This window comes from Rhodococcus sp. NPDC059968 (assembly GCF_042738615.1).
Lineage (GTDB): Bacteria > Actinomycetota > Actinomycetes > Mycobacteriales > Mycobacteriaceae > Rhodococcus_F.
The window spans coordinates 115,358-130,829 of record NZ_JBHWUE010000003.1; the positions used below are offsets into that span (position 1 = coordinate 115,358).

The following is a 15,472-nucleotide window of genomic DNA, read 5'->3' on the forward strand; positions in this document are numbered from 1 at the left end:
TTTTAGTGGAACAAAGCTCGTCGCACGGAGGCGTTCACCAGGTGGACGATTCGATGCGGAAGACGGTATCGCCGGTACGGCGGCCAGGAGAAAGGATGCACATGGGATCGAGAGTGTTCGACACCCCGGAAGAAGCAGTCGCGGACGTGTCCGACGGCGCGTCGATCGCCGTGGGCGGGTTCGGCCTGTGCGGAATCCCCGACTCGCTGATCCGTGCGCTCGCCGACTCGGGTGTCGGCAACCTCGAGGTCTTCTCCAACAACTGCGGTGTGGACGACCACGGGCTCGGAATTCTGCTGGGCGCCCGCCGGATCCGTCGTGTCACCGCGTCGTACGTCGGCGAGAACAAGGAATTCGCCCGTCAGTACCTCTCCGGTGAGCTCGAGGTGGAGCTGACCCCGCAGGGCACGCTGGCCGAACGTCTCCGGGCGGGCGGCGCGGGCATCCCCGCGTTCTTCACCCCCGCCGGTGTGGGAAGCCCGGTCGCCGACGGCGGACTGCCCTGGCGGTACGCCGCCGACGGTTCCGTCGCGCTCGCGTCGCCCCCGAAGGAAACCCGCGTGTTCGGCGACAAGCGTTATGTCCTCGAACTCGGCATCACCGCCGACTTCGCACTGGTCCACGCACTGCGCGGCGACACCGCCGGGAACCTGGTGTTCGACAAGTCGGCCCTGAACTTCAACCCCCTCGCGGCGATGGCCGGGAAGGTGACTATCGCGCAGGTCGAGGAACTCGTCCCCGCCGGCACCATCGATCCCGCCCAGGTGCACCTGCCCGGGGTCTTCGTTCAACGCATCGTCGAGACCGGACCCCAGAACAAGCGGATCGAGAAGCGGACAGTCAGCAGCACGGAAGGAGCCACTCGATGACCGGCACCAACGGATGGACACGTGAGCAGATGGCCGCCCGCGCGGCCGCGGAGATGGTCGACGGCGAATACGTCAACCTCGGCATCGGACTGCCGACGCTCATTCCCGGATACCTCGGCACCGACGTCACGGTGACCCTGCATTCGGAGAACGGAATCCTCGGCACCGGGCCCTACCCCACCGACGAGAACGTCGACCCCGACCTGATCAACGCCGGCAAGGAGACGGTCACCGTCAACGCCGGTGCCGCATTCTTCGATTCCGCGCTGTCATTCGGCATGATCCGCGGCGGCCACATCGACACCGCCGTCCTCGGTGGCATGCAGGTCTCCCGCACCGGCGACCTCGCCAACTGGATGGTCCCCGGCAAGATGGTCAAGGGCATGGGCGGCGCGATGGACCTCGTGCACGGCGCGAGCCGCGTCATCGTCCTCATGGAACACACCGACCGGGACGGCAACCCCAAGATCATCGACGCCTGCACCCTGCCTCTGACAGGCCAGGGCGTGGTCAACCGCATCATCACCAACCTCGCCGTCATCGACGTGGTCGGCGACGGCACCCTCGCTCTCCGTGAGATTGCCCCCGGCGTCACCGTCGACGAGGTCGTCGCCGCCACCGGAACCCCCCTCGAGATCCGCGAATCCGCGCTCGTCTGAGCGACATTCGTCACGACACCAAGGACACTCCCATGACTTCTCGCACCAGGTCCGTCATCGTCGCCGGAGCCCGGACCCCCGTCGGCCGGCTGACGGGTTCGCTCGCGTCACTCTCCGGATCCGATCTCGGTGGCATCGCCATCAAGGGCGCCCTCGACAAGGCCGGGGTGGCACCCGAACTGGTGGAGTACGTGATCATGGGGCAGGTCCTCACTGCCGGCGCCGGTCAGATCCCGGCCCGGCAGGCCGCGGTCAACGCGGGCATCCCGATGTCGGTGCCCGCCTTGACCGTCAACAAGGTGTGCCTGTCAGGTCTCGACGCCATCGCGCTCGCCGACCAGTTGATCCGCGCCGGCGAATTCGATGTCGTCGTCGCCGGTGGGCAGGAGTCGATGTCGCAGGCCCCGCACCTTCTCCCGAACTCGCGGAGCGGTTTCAAGTACGGCGACACCACCCTCGTGGACCACCTCGCCTACGACGGCCTGTACGACATCTTCACCGAGCAGGCGATGGGTGCGCTCACCGAGGACCGGAACGCGAACACCGACAAAATCGGTCGCGAGGAGCAGGACGCCTTCGCCGCCGCCTCACATCAGCGTGCCGCGGCCGCGTGGAAGAACGGGCTCTTCGACGATGAGGTCGTTCCCGTCACCATCCCGCAGCGCCGGGGCGAGCCGCTCGTCGTCTCCGAGGACGAGGGCATTCGCGCCGACACCACGGCCGAATCGCTGTCGAAGCTGCGGCCCGCCTTCAGCAAGAACGGCACTGTCACCGCGGGTTCCGCGTCGCAGATCTCCGACGGCGCGGCCGCCGTCGTGGTGATGAGCAAGGCCAAGGCCGAGGAGCTGGGACTCGAATGGCTCGCCGAGATCGGCGCCCACGGCGTCGTCGCCGGACCGGACTCGACGCTCCAGCAGCAGCCCGCCAATGCCATCGACAAGGCGTGCACCCGTGAGGGACTCGAGCCCTCGGCGCTCGATCTCGTCGAGATCAACGAGGCCTTCGCCGCCGTCGGCATCGAGTCGACCCGGCAGCTCGGACTGGACCCGTCGAGGGTCAACGTGAACGGCGGCGCCATCTCCATCGGGCACCCGCTCGGCATGTCGGGGGCACGGGTCGTGCTGCACCTCGCGCTCGAGCTGAAACGACGCGGTGGTGGAACCGGCGCCGCGGCTCTCTGCGGCGGCGGCGGACAGGGCGACGCCCTGATTCTCCACGTCCCGGGCGAGTGACCATCACTCTTGCACAATAGGTTTTGCGTCAACGGGTCATGATCGGCCCGACGCGAGCGCGGCGACGGCCGGCGCGAACATGGTGGACTTGATCGCGCCGAGCGTGCCGGCGTCCTTCCCCGCGAGCGGCGCGATCAGGTCGACGGCGGCACCCAGGACCGCGCCTTCTGGCGCGGTCCCGTCGACCAGCCCACTCGTGTGCGCGTCGGGGCCGCCGTAGCGGCGGCCGGTGGTCATGGCGGTGATCGCGGTCTGCGGTGTCAGCTTGGCCTGGATCAGCGCAGCCATCCCCGGCGTGAACGGAATGTGGATGTCGACCTCGGGGAAGCAGTAGTACCCGCGGTCGGACCGCATCACCCGGTAGTCGTGGGCGATTCCCAGCATGGCGCCGGCACCGAACGCGTGCCCGTTGACCGCCGCCACCGTCGGCAGGGGGAGCGTCAGAATCCGGCTGAACAGGGCCTGCACGCGTCCGATGTACCAGTCCGCGCGGTCGCCGTTGGCCATCAGCCAGTCCAGGTCGAGGCCATTGGAGTAGAACTTCCCCGTGGCTGTGGTGACCAGGGCCTGCGCGCCGTGTTCGTGGGCGTCGTCGAGGAGTCGGTCGACGGTGTCGAGCCACTCGGGGGAGAAACGATTCTCGTCGTCGCCGAGGTCGAGGACGGCGATCGTGTCCCGGTAGGTCAGGGTGGCGGTCATCAGGAACCTTTCGTGTTGCTGTCGTGACGTTTCCCCGGGGACGGGGGGTCGAGAGTGAGGACGGCGCGGACCGCCGTCTCCAGGCGTCTGCGCATGGCGCCGTCTGGTTTTCGCCGGGCGTGCAGCAGCAGTCCGGTGGGGAGCCCGACGACGCACGCTTCGATCACTTCGACCGCGCGACCGTCCTTGCGCCCCCATAACGCCAGCGCCAACCGGACGAACAGTTCGACGAGGACGGAGTCGAGGCGCGACAACTCGGCGGCGACGTCCTCGGGGACTTCGGAGCCGAGTAGTTCGTCGCGGCGCACGGTGAGAAGAAGTCGCGACGACTGCGGGAACCGCTCGGCGAAGACGGCCGGGGTGTCGGCTGCCGCGACGACGGCGTCCACGGGACCACGCCCCAGCGCCTCCTCGACCGATTCCTGTTGCAGGTCGAGAAACCGGTGTGCTGCCCGCAACCATGCGCGCCCGACGAGCCCTCCCCGCGAGCCGAATGCGTGGTAGATGGCCCCGTTCGACATCTCCGTGGCCGCGGCGACCGCACGCAGGGTCACCGCGCTCGGTCCACCCTCGACTGCCAGCTGTTCGGCGGCATCGAGCGCGTCGTCGAGGTCGTGGACTCGTGGCCTGGGCATATCGGGAACGATAACAGATCGTGCGTTCTATTACTCGTGGGTAGGAAGCGATAGATCGCGCTGTGGGAATCGCCCGATGGTTGGCTTGCCGTTGTGCCCCGAGTCACAATGGGTTAGCTTTGTTCGGACATAAACACATTACGTGTTCTGTACATGGAATACGTCGAGGAGATGTTCATGGCCAGCGATCTCACCCGAACTACCGCCCCGTCCCTGCCTGCCGACGCCCCCGGGCGGCACTCGCACAGACTCGGCATCATCGCCGTGGTCGCCACCTTCGGCGGCCTGCTCTTCGGATACGACACCGGAGTCATCAACGGCGCACTCGAACCGCTCAAGGAAGACCTCCACCTCACCTCGTTCACCGAAGGCCTGGTGGTGAGCATCCTGATCTTCGGTGCCGCGATCGGCGCTCTGGTCGGCGGACGGATGTCCGACCGGTTCGGACGCCGGCACAACATCCTGGTGCTCGCGATCATCTTCATGATCGGGACGATCGGCTGCGTGCTGTCCCCGACGTGGGAGGTGCTCGCACTGTTCCGCTTCATCCTCGGCCTCGCCGTCGGCGGCGCCTCCGCGACGGTGCCCGTCTACCTCTCCGAGATCTCTCCCACCGAACGGCGCGGCAGCGTGGTCTCCCGCAACGAGGTCATGATCGTCGTCGGCCAGTTCGCCGCATTCGTGATCAACGCCCTCATCTTCAACCTCTGGGGTGAGCACGAGAACGTCTGGCGCTTCATGCTTCTGGTCGCCGTCACTCCGGCCATCTTCCTGTTCGTCGGAATGCTGCGGATGCCGGAGAGCCCGCGCTGGTTGATGTCGCAGGATCGGCACGACGAAGCGCTCGCCGTGCTTCTCCAGGTTCGGTCCCCGGAGCGGGCACGTGCCGAGTTGGAGGAAGTCCGGGCGCTCGCGGAGGAGGAGAAGCTCTCGCAGACCGGCGGGGCCGCGGACCTGTCGGTGAAGTGGATCCGCCGCCTCATCTTCATCGGGGTCGGCCTCGGCGTGTTCCAGCAGGCCACCGGCATCAACTCGGTGATGTACTACGGCACCCAGCTGCTCGGCGACGCCGGATTCTCCTCCAACGCCGCCATCGTCGCGAACACCCTCAACGGTCTGTTCAGCGTGCTCGGCGTCCTCACCGGCGTCGCCCTGATCAACCGGATCGACCGTCGGAAGATGCTCATCGGCGGCTTCACCCTCACCACCACGTTCCACGTGCTCGTCGGCCTGTCCGCGTTCCTGCTGCCCGACGGCGCCCTCAAGGCCTACCTGATCCTGACGTTCGTGGTGCTGTTCGTCTTCTCGATGCAGGCCACGATCGGCCCCCTGGTGTGGCTGATGCTGTCGGAGATCTTCCCGCTGAAGATCCGCAGCTTCGCCATCGGCGTCTGCATATTCGCGCTGTGGATCGCCAACGCGCTTGTCGCGCTGCTCTTCCCACCCGTCGTGGCCGCACTCGGAATCGGTGCGACCTTCTTCATCTTCGCGGGCCTCGGCGTACTGGCTCTAATCTTCATCACCACCCAGGTTCCGGAAACCCGTGGCCGCTCCCTCGAGGAACTCGAAGACCAGTTCCGGCGCGAGTACTCGTGACAGTCGCCGCACCGTGCCCCCTGAAAGGTTGATCCCATGACAGTGCTCGTAGCCGTGACCGACTCCTCCGAAGGATCACACGCCCTCCTGGCCGGCAAGAAGGAAGCCGCGATGCTGGGCACCGACCTCCTGGTCGTGAACCTCTCCCTGACCGAACCCGAAGACGTGCACACGCTCGCGGACGACGGCGTGACCGTCCTCGACCGCATCGGCCGTGGAGACCGCGATCCCGCGACCGCCGTGCTCGACCTGCTCGACGAACGACCCGACATCGAACGCCTCGTGATCGGCGTCAAACGCCGCAGTGCGGTCGGCAAGGCCCTGCTCGGCAGCGTGAGTCAACGCCTCATCCAGCAGTCCCCGATCCCGGTTCTCGCGGTCAAAACCCCTCAGTAGGAGCCCAGTTGAGCAAGCAAGGAAGCCTGCGCCTGGTCGCGGGCATGGTCGGCGGCGGGCAGGGCGCCGACATCGGCAAGACCCACCGCTACGCGATGCGCCTCGACGATCGATACGACCTGCACGCGGGGGTCTTCGGGCGAGACCGCGCGTCGTCGGCGCGGATCGCCGAGAGCCTCGGCGTACCGGCTGACCGTACCTATCGCGACTACCGGGAGATGGCCGAACGGGAATCCGCCCGCGACGACGGCGTCGACGTGGTGGCCGTGACCACCCCGAACGACAGCCACTTCGACATCGCGCGCACGTTCCTCGAGGCGGGCATCTCGGTGGTGTGCGAGAAGCCCCTCACCCCTGACTCGGCGTCGGCGGCGGAACTGGTCGCGATCGCCGAATCCTCCGGCGCTATTCTCGCCGTCCCGCACTGCTATTCGGCGTACGCGATGGTCCGGCACGCGGCCCGGATGGTGCGCGACGGCGACCTCGGGCGGATCCGATTCGTCGCCGTCGAGCACGCGTCCGGTTGGGCCGCGACAGCCGTCGAACTCGGCGAACACCGGCAGGCACGATGGCGCACCGACCCCGTCGTCGCGGGATTCCCCAGCGTCGTCGGCGATCTCGGCACCCACGCCTTCCACCTCCTGCGGTACGTCACCGGACTCGAAGCCACCAGGGTGTCGGCCGTACTGGACACCCTCGTCCCCGGACGGCGGGTGTTCGACAACGCCACCGTTCGGCTCGCCCTCTCCAACGGGGCACCCGCGACACTGTGGGCGAGCATGGCCGCCACCGGCAATGAGCACGGCCTACGCATCCGGGTGTTCGGCGACACCGCGAGCATCGAATGGCGGCACGAGGACCCACACCACCTGACGGTGCGCGATCTCGACGGCGGCACGACGATCCTCGCGCAGGGGATGCGCACGCTGTCCGAGGACGCCGACCGGCTCACCCGCCTCGGCCTGGGACATCCCGAAGGCTTCCTCAAGGCGTTCGCGAACTTCTACCGCGATCTCGCGGACGAACTCCGCGCCCGCCGCGACGACACACCCACCACCATCCGCGATCTGTCCTTCCCCACCGGACGCGACGGGCTGATCGGCGTCCAGTTCGTCGAGGCGACGGCCGCCTCCCACGCCGCCGACTCCGCCTGGGTCGTTCCCGCTTTCGCACACGACAAGGTCGGTATCTGACATGCAGCGATTCGCCCTCATCGGAGCCGGATTCATCGGCGGAGTGCACGGCGTCAACCTCGCCGCGCACCCCGACGTCGACCTGGCCCTCGTCTTCGACATCGATCTTTCTCGCGCGACGGACCTCGCCAAGCGGCACGGCAGCCGTGCGACCACCGATCTCGCGGAAGTCTTCGACCCCGCGGCAATCGACGCCGTCTTCATCGCGTCGTCCACCGACACCCACGCCGAGCACCTTCGCGCCGCCGCGACGGCGGGGATCCCGGCCCTGTGCGAGAAACCGATCGATCTCGATCTCGCGCACGCCGTCGACATCGTTCGCTTCGCCGACACCCGATCGCTGCTGGCGATGGTCGATTTCAACCGCCGCTTCGACCGCGACTACGCCGAACTCCAGCGGGTGGTGGCGTCCGGCGAGATCGGTTCGGTCGAGCTGATCCAGATGACCAGCCGCGGTCCGGCGATGCCGCCACTCGAGTACATCGCGGTCTCGGGCGGACAGATGCGCGACCAGACCGTCCACTTCTTCGACCTGGCCCGGTGGATCTCCGGGCTCGACCCCGAGTCCGTCTTCGCGACCGGATCCACGCTCGCCGAACCCCGCCTCGCCGAGTACGGCGACGTCGACACGTCGGCAGTCACCCTGCGTCTGCCCGGCGGCGCACTCGTCCAGATCGACTGCACCCGGCGGATCGGCTACGGCTACGACGAACGCATCGAGGTGCTCGGTTCGACGGGCATGGTCGAAGCACGACGTCAGCGCGCCGGATCCGTCTCCCGTTACAGCGCCGGCCGCGTGGTCGACGACGGCCTGCACGCGGGATGGTTCGAACGGATCAGGGGCAGCTATCGCACCGCGCTCGACCACTTCGTCGATGCTCTGGAAAACGGTGCCGCCATCGGCCCAACCCTGTCGGAGGCGCTGAAGGCGCAGGCGATCGCCGAAGCCGCGACGCGCTCACTCTCCAGCGGCCGGATGGAGCCGATCGAGTACCCGGCCTGAATCCGGTCACACCGGGTCGCCGAGGACGACGACGTCGGCGCGGGCACGGCCGGGCGCGACCAACGCGGTGTTGCGCTCGTCGCTGCACTGCACCCACTTTCGTGCGTCTTCGGGCGACTTGCCGAACAGGACGTGCCGCTCGACAAGCCGGGAGACCCGCTCGTCGTCGTCCGGGGCGAGGAACCACGCCTCGTCGAGCAGGTCACGCACCCTCGTCCACGGCTGCTGGTCGAGAAGCAAGTAATTGCCCTCGGTGATCACCAGCGGAACATCCGGCGGGACGGCGATCGACCCGGCGTAGGACTCCTCGACGTCACGGTGGAACTCCGGGGCGTACACCGTCTCGCCGCCGGGTTCACGCAGCCGGTGCAGCAGCGCCACGTAGCCGGCGGCGTCGAACGTGTCGGGTGCGCCCTTGCGCCCGGCCCGGCCGAGGCGGGCCAGTTCCGTACCCGCCAGATGGAATCCGTCCATCGGCACCACCACCGCGGACGATCCCAACGCCGCCAGCACTGCCGCGGCCACGGTGCTCTTGCCCGAGCCCGGCGGTCCCGCGATCCCGAGAATGCGGCGCGTGCCCGGCTCGGCGAGCGCCCGGGCGCGCGCAACGAGTCCCTCGAGTCGACCGTCGTCCATAGGCAGACCGTATCCCCAGACACTTCGCGGCGCACGCACCCGGCGCCCGATGTCACAGAGGGTCAGTCGGATTGGACCGCTGTGACATTGGGGTTGCCCGCTGACTGCGTGGGCGGGACTTGCGAGCTGGGTGCGTCCTCCGTCGGGGCGGACCGCCACGTCGTCCCGAGCACCGCACTGATCAGCCGGTCCTGCACCACGACCAGGATCAAGGTCATGAGGCAGCCGTAACCGAAGATCACGAGGAGCCACAGCAGGGTCAGTCCCGGTTCACCGGCGGAGAGCATCGGGGTCAGCAGCATGACGAGCAGCGACTCGATCAGCCCCAGCAGCACCGCCGGGACCACTCCGAAGGGGGTGCGTCCCAGCAGGATCGGGTGGACCGACAGGATCAGGAAGATCACGAGGGCCACGCCGACCCCCATCATCAGCTCGAACGGCACCCCGGGCAGGGCGGCCTTGACGAGCATGAACAACCCGGCCCAGCCGACGCCGCACGCGAAACTCGCGAACATCCCCAGCAGAGCTTTCGGCGGCGCCTGGAGGGTGAAGAACAGCATCACCGGAAGGATCAGCATCGCGCTGTACGGGGCGAAGGGGGTGAGGCCCTGGAACGGGATCATCAGAATCGAGATGAGGACGGCACCGAGCACCGCCTGGATCAGGATTCCCTTGGTCTGTGAAGACATGGTGGTCCGCTTCTGTCGATGGTCAGGGATGAAATGGGTCAGACAACAGTGCGTCAGTTCACACGACAGGGTGTCAGTGATGTAGGCAACAACATATTCACTCGCACGACACGTTGTCAAGAAACATTTCATAGCGTCCACCGAGTGGTGGCGACGAAAACGCCCAGGCCACCGACGCACGAACGCCCAATGTCACAGTCGGTCAATCAGACTGAACCGCTGCGACATTGGGCGATCGATTTGGTGAGGTTAGGTAGCTTTGCTGGGCGGGATCGGGCTGTTGCTCACTTCTTCGGGCAGGACCACGGGTTCGACGTCCACGTCGGTGGTTCCCAGCTGTGCGTAGAGGTCGGGGTTGCGTCGCGCGAGTCGCGTACCGAGCAGCAGCCCGATCGCCAGGCTTGCCGGGGTGACGGCGACGAGGACGGTGTTCACGGCGGGTCCAGCGGCAGTGAGCAAGTCCATCTTGGCCACGATCAACCACGTCGCGTAGCTCAACATGGCGAGCGCTGCTGCGGGGGCGACCCGAACCCTCCAGACCGAATGCCCGCGGCGATCCCGCCAGAAGAATGCGAGAACGGCTGCGGCTGCCATGGCCTGGAGTACGACGATGCCGACGACGCCGGGCGAATTCACCCAGAGCAGGAGCTGGAGGTAGGGGTCGGCGCCGGCGAGCGCGAACACGACGATCACGACCATCGCAAGGAGGCTCTGTACGGCGCTCGCCACGTACGGCGACTTGTAGACGGGGTGCAGTGTGCCGAGGACCCGGGGCAGTACGTGCTCGCGCGACAACGCGAAGGTGTAGCGGGTGATCGCGTTGTGGAATGCGAGCAGGCTGGCGAGGATGCTCGTGATGATCAGCAGTTCCATGAGCGTGCTCGCCCAGCCACCGACGTAGTTCTCGATGGCGTCGAAGTACATTGCGGCGGGATCGGAGGCTGCGAGCGCGAGCGCCTGATCCGGGCCGTAGGCCTGGATGACGATCCACACCATGAAGGCGTAGAACAGGCCGAGGAATGCAACCGCCAGGTAGGTCGCCCGGGGGATCGTCCGGGCGGGATCTTTCGCTTCCTCCCGATACAGGGCGGTCGCTTCGAACCCGATGAACGCGGCGAACGCCAGAGTCAGCACCCCACCCAGGCCGGGGCTGAACACGTGGGCGGGAGCGAACGAATCGACACTGAGCCCCTCGGCGCCGCCCCGGAGAAGCACGGCGGCTGCGAGCAAGACCAGGATCCCCGTCTCGGCGGTGAGGAGCAGGATCAGGAACCGTGCGCCGACATGGACCGATCGCGACCCCAGGAACCAGATGAGCCCGACGCCGATCAGCGACCACAGTCCCCACGGAAGGTCCAACCCGACCAGATCCGCCATGGTGGATTGGGTGAAATACCCCAGCGCACCGAAGATCCCGATCTCGAGAGCGTTGTAGGAGACGAGGGCGAGTACCGCGGCGGCGAGACCCCATCGGGGGCCGAGTCCGATCGAGATGTACGAGTAGAAGGCACCCGCATTGTGGATGTACTTGCTCATCGCGGTGAATCCGATCGCGAACACGCCCAGCGCGAGCCCGGCCAGGATGTACCCGCCGGGCGCCCCGATGCCCGCGACGTTCAGGGCCAGGGGAGCCACCCCCGCCATCACCAGCAACGGTGCGGCAGCGGCCACGACGAAGAACACGATGCCGGAGGTGCCGAGGGCGCCACCTTCCAGCTGGGTGCCGGAGGCGGGTCCGGGTGCGGATTTATTCATGAGGAACTTCTCCAGTCAGGGCAAGGGCGCGACGGCGGGGAAACCGGGGGCGCGGATACGCGACGAGGTTCTAATCGAATGTGTTTCGATTAGACTAGAGCGTTGTGACCGGCGCCACAAGGGCATAATCGAATGAATTTCGATTGGAAGGTGGGTGCACCGATGGGCAGACCTCGCGTCGCACGCCTGGACCGCGAACGCATCGCGGAGGCGGCTCTCGAACTGGTCGATCGTGACGGTGACTTCAGGATGCCGGATCTGGCCCGGCACCTGAACGTGCAGGTGTCGTCGATCTATCACCATGCCAAAGGCCGCGCGGCCGTCGTCGAACTTGTTCGCCACCGCGTCGTCCGGGAAATCGACGGATCGGCGTTCGAGCGCCTGCCCTGGGACGAGGCCTTCTCCGAGTGGGCCCGGTCGTATCGGGCAGCGTTCAGCCGGCACCCCACCGCCATCCGCCTCCTGGCCACCGAGACGGTGCGCGATCCCGGTTCGCTCTCGGTGTACCACTCGGCGGCGGCCGGCCTGCGCGACGCCGGCTTCCCCGACGACCACATCATGGCTGTCATCACGGCCGCGGAGAATTTCCTCCTCGGGGCCGCGCTGGACGCGGCAGCGCCGGAGGTCATGATCGAAGCGGATTCGTCGACGACCGACGATGCGCTGACCCGGGCGCTTGCCGCCGCACCCCGCGGCCCGGAGAGGGCCGAGCAGGCGTTCGAACTCGGCCTGGCGGCTCTGCTGGCGGGCTTTCGCAACCTCCTCCAGGAATGCGGCGCGGTGCAGCGGTAGCGCCGGACCTCAGTGAACCTGCATGCCGCCCAGCCAGGTTCGGGTCACGGCGAGCTCGCTGAGCGCCTGCGCGGACGACAGGTCGTAGGGGTCGACCGGCAACTGGATCATGTCGGCCCGCATTCCCGGCCGGAGGCAGCCCCACAGGTTCTCCTCGAATCCCTGATAGGCGACGCCGGCGGAATAGGCGGTGAGGGCCCGTTCGAGGCCGACGCGTTCCCTCGGCAGCCAACCTTCCGTCGGTATGCCGGACGAGGTCTGGCGGTGGATCGCGGTGGCGATTCCCTTGATCGGCTCGTAGGCGGTGATGGGCCAGTCACTGCCGAATGCCACCCGAGCACCTCGCTCGGTGAGGGTTCCGATGCGATATTGCTGTGCGCCCCGTTCGTCCCCGATCCGTGGAATCGTCAATTCCGTCATCAGGGCGTCGAGTTGAGCCCACAGCGGCTGGAAGTTGGCGACCGCCCCGAGGGACGTGAATCGGTCGAGGTCGTCGCCGTCGACCAACTGCAGATGCGCGATCGTGGCACGCCGATCACGCGGACCGTTGCATCGGTCGACGTACTCGATGGCATCGAGCGCCATGCGCACCCCCGCGTCGCCGATGGCATGGATGTGGATCTGGAACCCCAGCCGGTCCACTTCGGCCGCGGCCCGAGACAGTTCGTCCGTCGTCCAGTTGCTGATGCCATGGGAGTGCGGACAGTCCGTGTAGGGCGCCAGAAGCGCTGCCGTACCGGCCTCGATCACCCCGTCGGCGAAGAATTTGACCGTTCCGGCCCTGACCGCGTCGCCGCCCCGTTCCTCGACCTTCCGCCGCGCCAGGGCGAACGCCTCCCGGTCGGCCTCCCAGCTCTCCGGGGTGGCACGAAACGCGAGGTTGGCGCGGGTCGACAGTCGCCCGCGGTCCGCGGCGGTCAGCCAGACCTCGACGTCGTCGAGTTCGGTCCACGCATCCTGCACCCACGTGATGCCTGCGGCGGCAAGCATCTTCGACACCGTCGCCAGCGCCTCGACCCGATCGTCGAGGGTCACCTCCGGCACCAGCGCGAGAACCGGATTGATCGCACCCCATTCACGCAGAGTGCCGAGCAACTCACCGTCGGCCGTCCGCACGATCTCTCCGCCGGCCGGATCCGGGGTGTCCCGGGTCAGTCCGGCGCACCGCAGCGCCGCACTGTTGACCCACGCGGTGTGATGGTCCATCGTGCGCAGGACCACTGGCCGGTCCGGGACCACACTGTCGAGCCATCGGGCCTCGAAACGGCCGCCCTCGGCGAGCGTCGGAGAAACTCCGTCCCCGAATACGCAACCGGCTCCAGGGTTCTCGTCCGCCCACCGGCGCACTTCGAGCAGGACCTCGTCGACGCTGCCGCAGTCGCGAATCGAAGCGCCGCGCAAACCGAGCCCGCCCATCAGCGGGTGGACGTGCCCGTCGCCGAACGACGGCAACAATGCGCCCCCACCCAGGTCGATCAGTTCGGTGCGGCTCGACTGCAGGGCACGAGCCCGCTCCCCCAGCGCGACCACGCGGCCACCGGCCACGGCGAGCGCGTCGGTGACGGGACGGTCGGGATCACCAGTGCGCACCGTGCCTCCAACGACGAGCAGTTCGGCGTCCACGGGACCTCCTTCAATTAATCGAATTTGATTCGATTAAGCTAGGTCGTGGGCGGGCCGGCGTCAAGAGTTGCCCGGTCGCGAGGCGGAAAACGAGAGTTCGAGCCCCTCTTGCGGATCGTAGACCGGTCGTATACAACTGGTGTACAGCCTTTTCGTGATCGGCTTCACAGTCGGATGAAGGCCAGAAAAAAGCGGGCTCGGCAGCTGTTGGAGCAGCCACCGAGCCCGGGCAGCACCATCTGCGCGACCGTTCGAGTCGCCTACTTGGAGGTAGGCGCAAGGACGTGCAGCTCGTCACGTAGCGACGATTCGACCTAGGAGTCGACTATGGCAACCGCCAACGACAAATCTATCAATCGCAGACCCCACACCAGCCTGCCCGTCATTGCAGGTTCGAGCCTCGCCGGTACCGCAGTCGAGTGGTACGACTTCTTCCTGTACGGAACAGCGGCGGCGCTGGTGTTCAACAAGCTGTTCTTCCCCACCGAAGATCCCCTGGTGGGCACCATGCTCGCGTTCGCCACCTACGCGGTCGGCTTCGTGGCGCGACCCCTCGGTGCCGCGGTACTCGGGCACTACGGGGACGTCAAAGGCAGGCGGGCCACGTTGATCGCCAGCCTGATGCTCATGGGAGTGTCGACGTTCCTCATCGCCTTCCTGCCCACCTACGCCTCCATCGGCGTCGCCGCACCGTTGCTCCTGGTGCTTCTGCGGCTGGTGCAGGGTTTCGCCCTCGGTGGCGAATGGGGTGGCGCAGTCCTGCTGGTCTCCGAACACGGCGATTCGAAGAGGCGGGCGTTCTGGTCCGCCTGGCCCAATCTCGGTCCGCCGCTGGGCAACCTGCTGGCGGCCGGGGTACTCGCCGTCCTCGGTTCCGTGCTGTCGGAGGACGCGTTCCTGTCCTGGGGATGGCGGATCGCCTTCGGGCTGTCGGCCCTGCTGGTGATCATCGGTCTGGTGCTGCGGCTGTACGTCGCGGAGACCCCGCTGTTCGAGCAGTCCCGGGAAACCGCGCCCGCCGAGAAGAAGGGCATGCCGCTCGCCGCGGCCGTCCGGGGACACTGGCGCCAGATCCTCCTCGCGGCGTTCACCCGCTTCGGCGAGAACGCCGGCTTCTACATCTTCTCGTTGTTCGTCATCACCTACATCACCCAGATCCTCGAACTCGAGCGCAGCACCGGATTGAACGCCGTCATGATCGGTATGGTCGTCGCCCTGGTGACGATCCCGATGTTCGCCGTGCTCGCCGACCGGATCGGCCGACGACCGATCTACATCGGCGCGTCCGCCGCCACCATCGTGTGGGCGTTCGTGTTCTTCGCTCTGCTGGACACGAAGAATCCGGCGGCGATCACCCTGGCGGTGGCGGTGGGACTGCTGATCTTCGCGGCCTACAGCGCCGTGATCGGCGCGTTCTTCTCCGAACTGTTTCCCACCGAGGTCCGGTACTCCGGAGTGTCGCTGGCCTACAACCTCGCGTCCGTCCTGGCCGGCTCGCTGGCCCCGATCATCGCGATCGCGCTCTACACCCGGTTCGGCACCGGATACGCCATCGGTGCCTACCTCGCCGCCATGGGAGTCATCTCCCTGATCGCCTCACTTCTCACGCGGGAAACGCAGTCCGTGGATCTCGCGGCTGTGGGCGACGAGGCGATCTCCCGGACACCGGAAACGCCGGCGCCCGTCCACTACTGA

At 67.2% G+C, this 15,472-nt stretch carries 15 protein-coding genes; 9 read left to right on the top strand and 6 right to left on the bottom strand.

The annotated features are described in order from the left end of the window. The first annotated feature begins 101 nt into the window (after window positions 1-101). The 3 genes from ACFWAY_RS04695 to ACFWAY_RS04705 are packed head-to-tail and all read left to right on the top strand — an operon-like array spanning window position 102 to window position 2,760. Window positions 102-869, top strand: a complete 768-nt coding sequence (locus ACFWAY_RS04695; protein WP_378453090.1) for a CoA transferase subunit A — start codon at window positions 102-104, stop codon at window positions 867-869. Beyond that, entirely contained in the window at window positions 866-1,528 is a 663-nt protein-coding gene (locus ACFWAY_RS04700; protein ID WP_378453089.1) for a 3-oxoacid CoA-transferase subunit B, read from the top strand. Before ACFWAY_RS04695 ends, ACFWAY_RS04700 begins: the two co-directional genes overlap by 4 nt. A gap of 32 nt (window positions 1,529-1,560) precedes the next feature. Beyond that, the gene (locus tag ACFWAY_RS04705; RefSeq protein ID WP_378453088.1) at window positions 1,561-2,760 is read left to right on the top strand and encodes an acetyl-CoA C-acetyltransferase; all 1,200 of its coding nucleotides are present in this window, start codon (window positions 1,561-1,563) and stop codon (window positions 2,758-2,760) included. A gap of 36 nt (window positions 2,761-2,796) precedes the next feature. Here the strand turns inward: ACFWAY_RS04705 and ACFWAY_RS04710 are convergent, their stop codons facing one another. Then, entirely contained in the window at window positions 2,797-3,459 is a 663-nt protein-coding gene (locus ACFWAY_RS04710; RefSeq protein WP_378453087.1) for an enoyl-CoA hydratase-related protein, read from the bottom strand. Next, window positions 3,459-4,094 (bottom strand): TetR family transcriptional regulator, encoded by a 636-nt coding sequence (locus tag ACFWAY_RS04715; RefSeq protein ID WP_378509945.1) that lies wholly within the window; start codon window positions 4,092-4,094, stop codon window positions 3,459-3,461. Before ACFWAY_RS04715 ends, ACFWAY_RS04710 begins: the two co-directional genes overlap by 1 nt. A gap of 153 nt (window positions 4,095-4,247) precedes the next feature. On the opposite strand from ACFWAY_RS04715, the gene ACFWAY_RS04720 reads away from it, so the two are divergent. The 4 genes from ACFWAY_RS04720 to ACFWAY_RS04735 are packed head-to-tail and all read left to right on the top strand — an operon-like array spanning window position 4,248 to window position 8,282. Next, window positions 4,248-5,690, top strand: coding sequence for a sugar porter family MFS transporter (locus ACFWAY_RS04720; protein ID WP_378509946.1), 1,443 nt, complete (start codon window positions 4,248-4,250; stop codon window positions 5,688-5,690). 36 nt (window positions 5,691-5,726) lie between these two features. Then, the gene (locus tag ACFWAY_RS04725) at window positions 5,727-6,086 is read left to right on the top strand and encodes a universal stress protein (protein WP_378509947.1); all 360 of its coding nucleotides are present in this window, start codon (window positions 5,727-5,729) and stop codon (window positions 6,084-6,086) included. 8 nt (window positions 6,087-6,094) lie between these two features. Beyond that, a complete protein-coding gene (locus ACFWAY_RS04730; protein WP_378509948.1) occupies window positions 6,095-7,279 on the top strand; it encodes a Gfo/Idh/MocA family protein in 1,185 nt (394 codons plus the stop codon). Window position 7,280: 1 nt separating this feature from the next. Further along, complete coding sequence (locus ACFWAY_RS04735; RefSeq protein ID WP_378509949.1) at window positions 7,281-8,282, top strand: Gfo/Idh/MocA family oxidoreductase; 1,002 nt, start codon at window positions 7,281-7,283, stop codon at window positions 8,280-8,282. 6 nt (window positions 8,283-8,288) lie between these two features. Here ACFWAY_RS04735 and ACFWAY_RS04740 read toward each other — a convergent pair whose 3' ends face one another. The 3 genes from ACFWAY_RS04740 to ACFWAY_RS04750 form a co-directional block, all read right to left on the bottom strand. After that, window positions 8,289-8,918: a nucleoside/nucleotide kinase family protein gene (locus tag ACFWAY_RS04740; RefSeq protein WP_378509950.1), complete on the bottom strand. Its 630-nt coding sequence runs from the start codon at window positions 8,916-8,918 to the stop codon at window positions 8,289-8,291. 62 nt (window positions 8,919-8,980) lie between these two features. Then, window positions 8,981-9,607 (bottom strand): hypothetical protein, encoded by a 627-nt coding sequence (locus tag ACFWAY_RS04745; RefSeq protein WP_378509951.1) that lies wholly within the window; start codon window positions 9,605-9,607, stop codon window positions 8,981-8,983. 249 nt (window positions 9,608-9,856) lie between these two features. Then, on the bottom strand, window positions 9,857-11,362 hold the full coding sequence (locus ACFWAY_RS04750) for an APC family permease (RefSeq protein WP_378509952.1): 1,506 nt from the start codon (window positions 11,360-11,362) through the stop codon (window positions 9,857-9,859). 162 nt (window positions 11,363-11,524) lie between these two features. On the opposite strand from ACFWAY_RS04750, the gene ACFWAY_RS04755 reads away from it, so the two are divergent. Then, a complete protein-coding gene (locus ACFWAY_RS04755) occupies window positions 11,525-12,154 on the top strand; it encodes a TetR/AcrR family transcriptional regulator (protein WP_378453078.1) in 630 nt (209 codons plus the stop codon). A gap of 9 nt (window positions 12,155-12,163) precedes the next feature. On the opposite strand, the gene ACFWAY_RS04760 is transcribed toward ACFWAY_RS04755, so the two are convergent. Then, on the bottom strand, window positions 12,164-13,777 hold the full coding sequence (locus ACFWAY_RS04760; RefSeq protein ID WP_378509953.1) for an amidohydrolase: 1,614 nt from the start codon (window positions 13,775-13,777) through the stop codon (window positions 12,164-12,166). A gap of 327 nt (window positions 13,778-14,104) precedes the next feature. Here ACFWAY_RS04760 and ACFWAY_RS04765 point away from each other — a divergent pair, with 327 nt between their 5' ends. Beyond that, a complete protein-coding gene (locus ACFWAY_RS04765; protein ID WP_378453076.1) occupies window positions 14,105-15,472 on the top strand; it encodes an MFS transporter in 1,368 nt (455 codons plus the stop codon).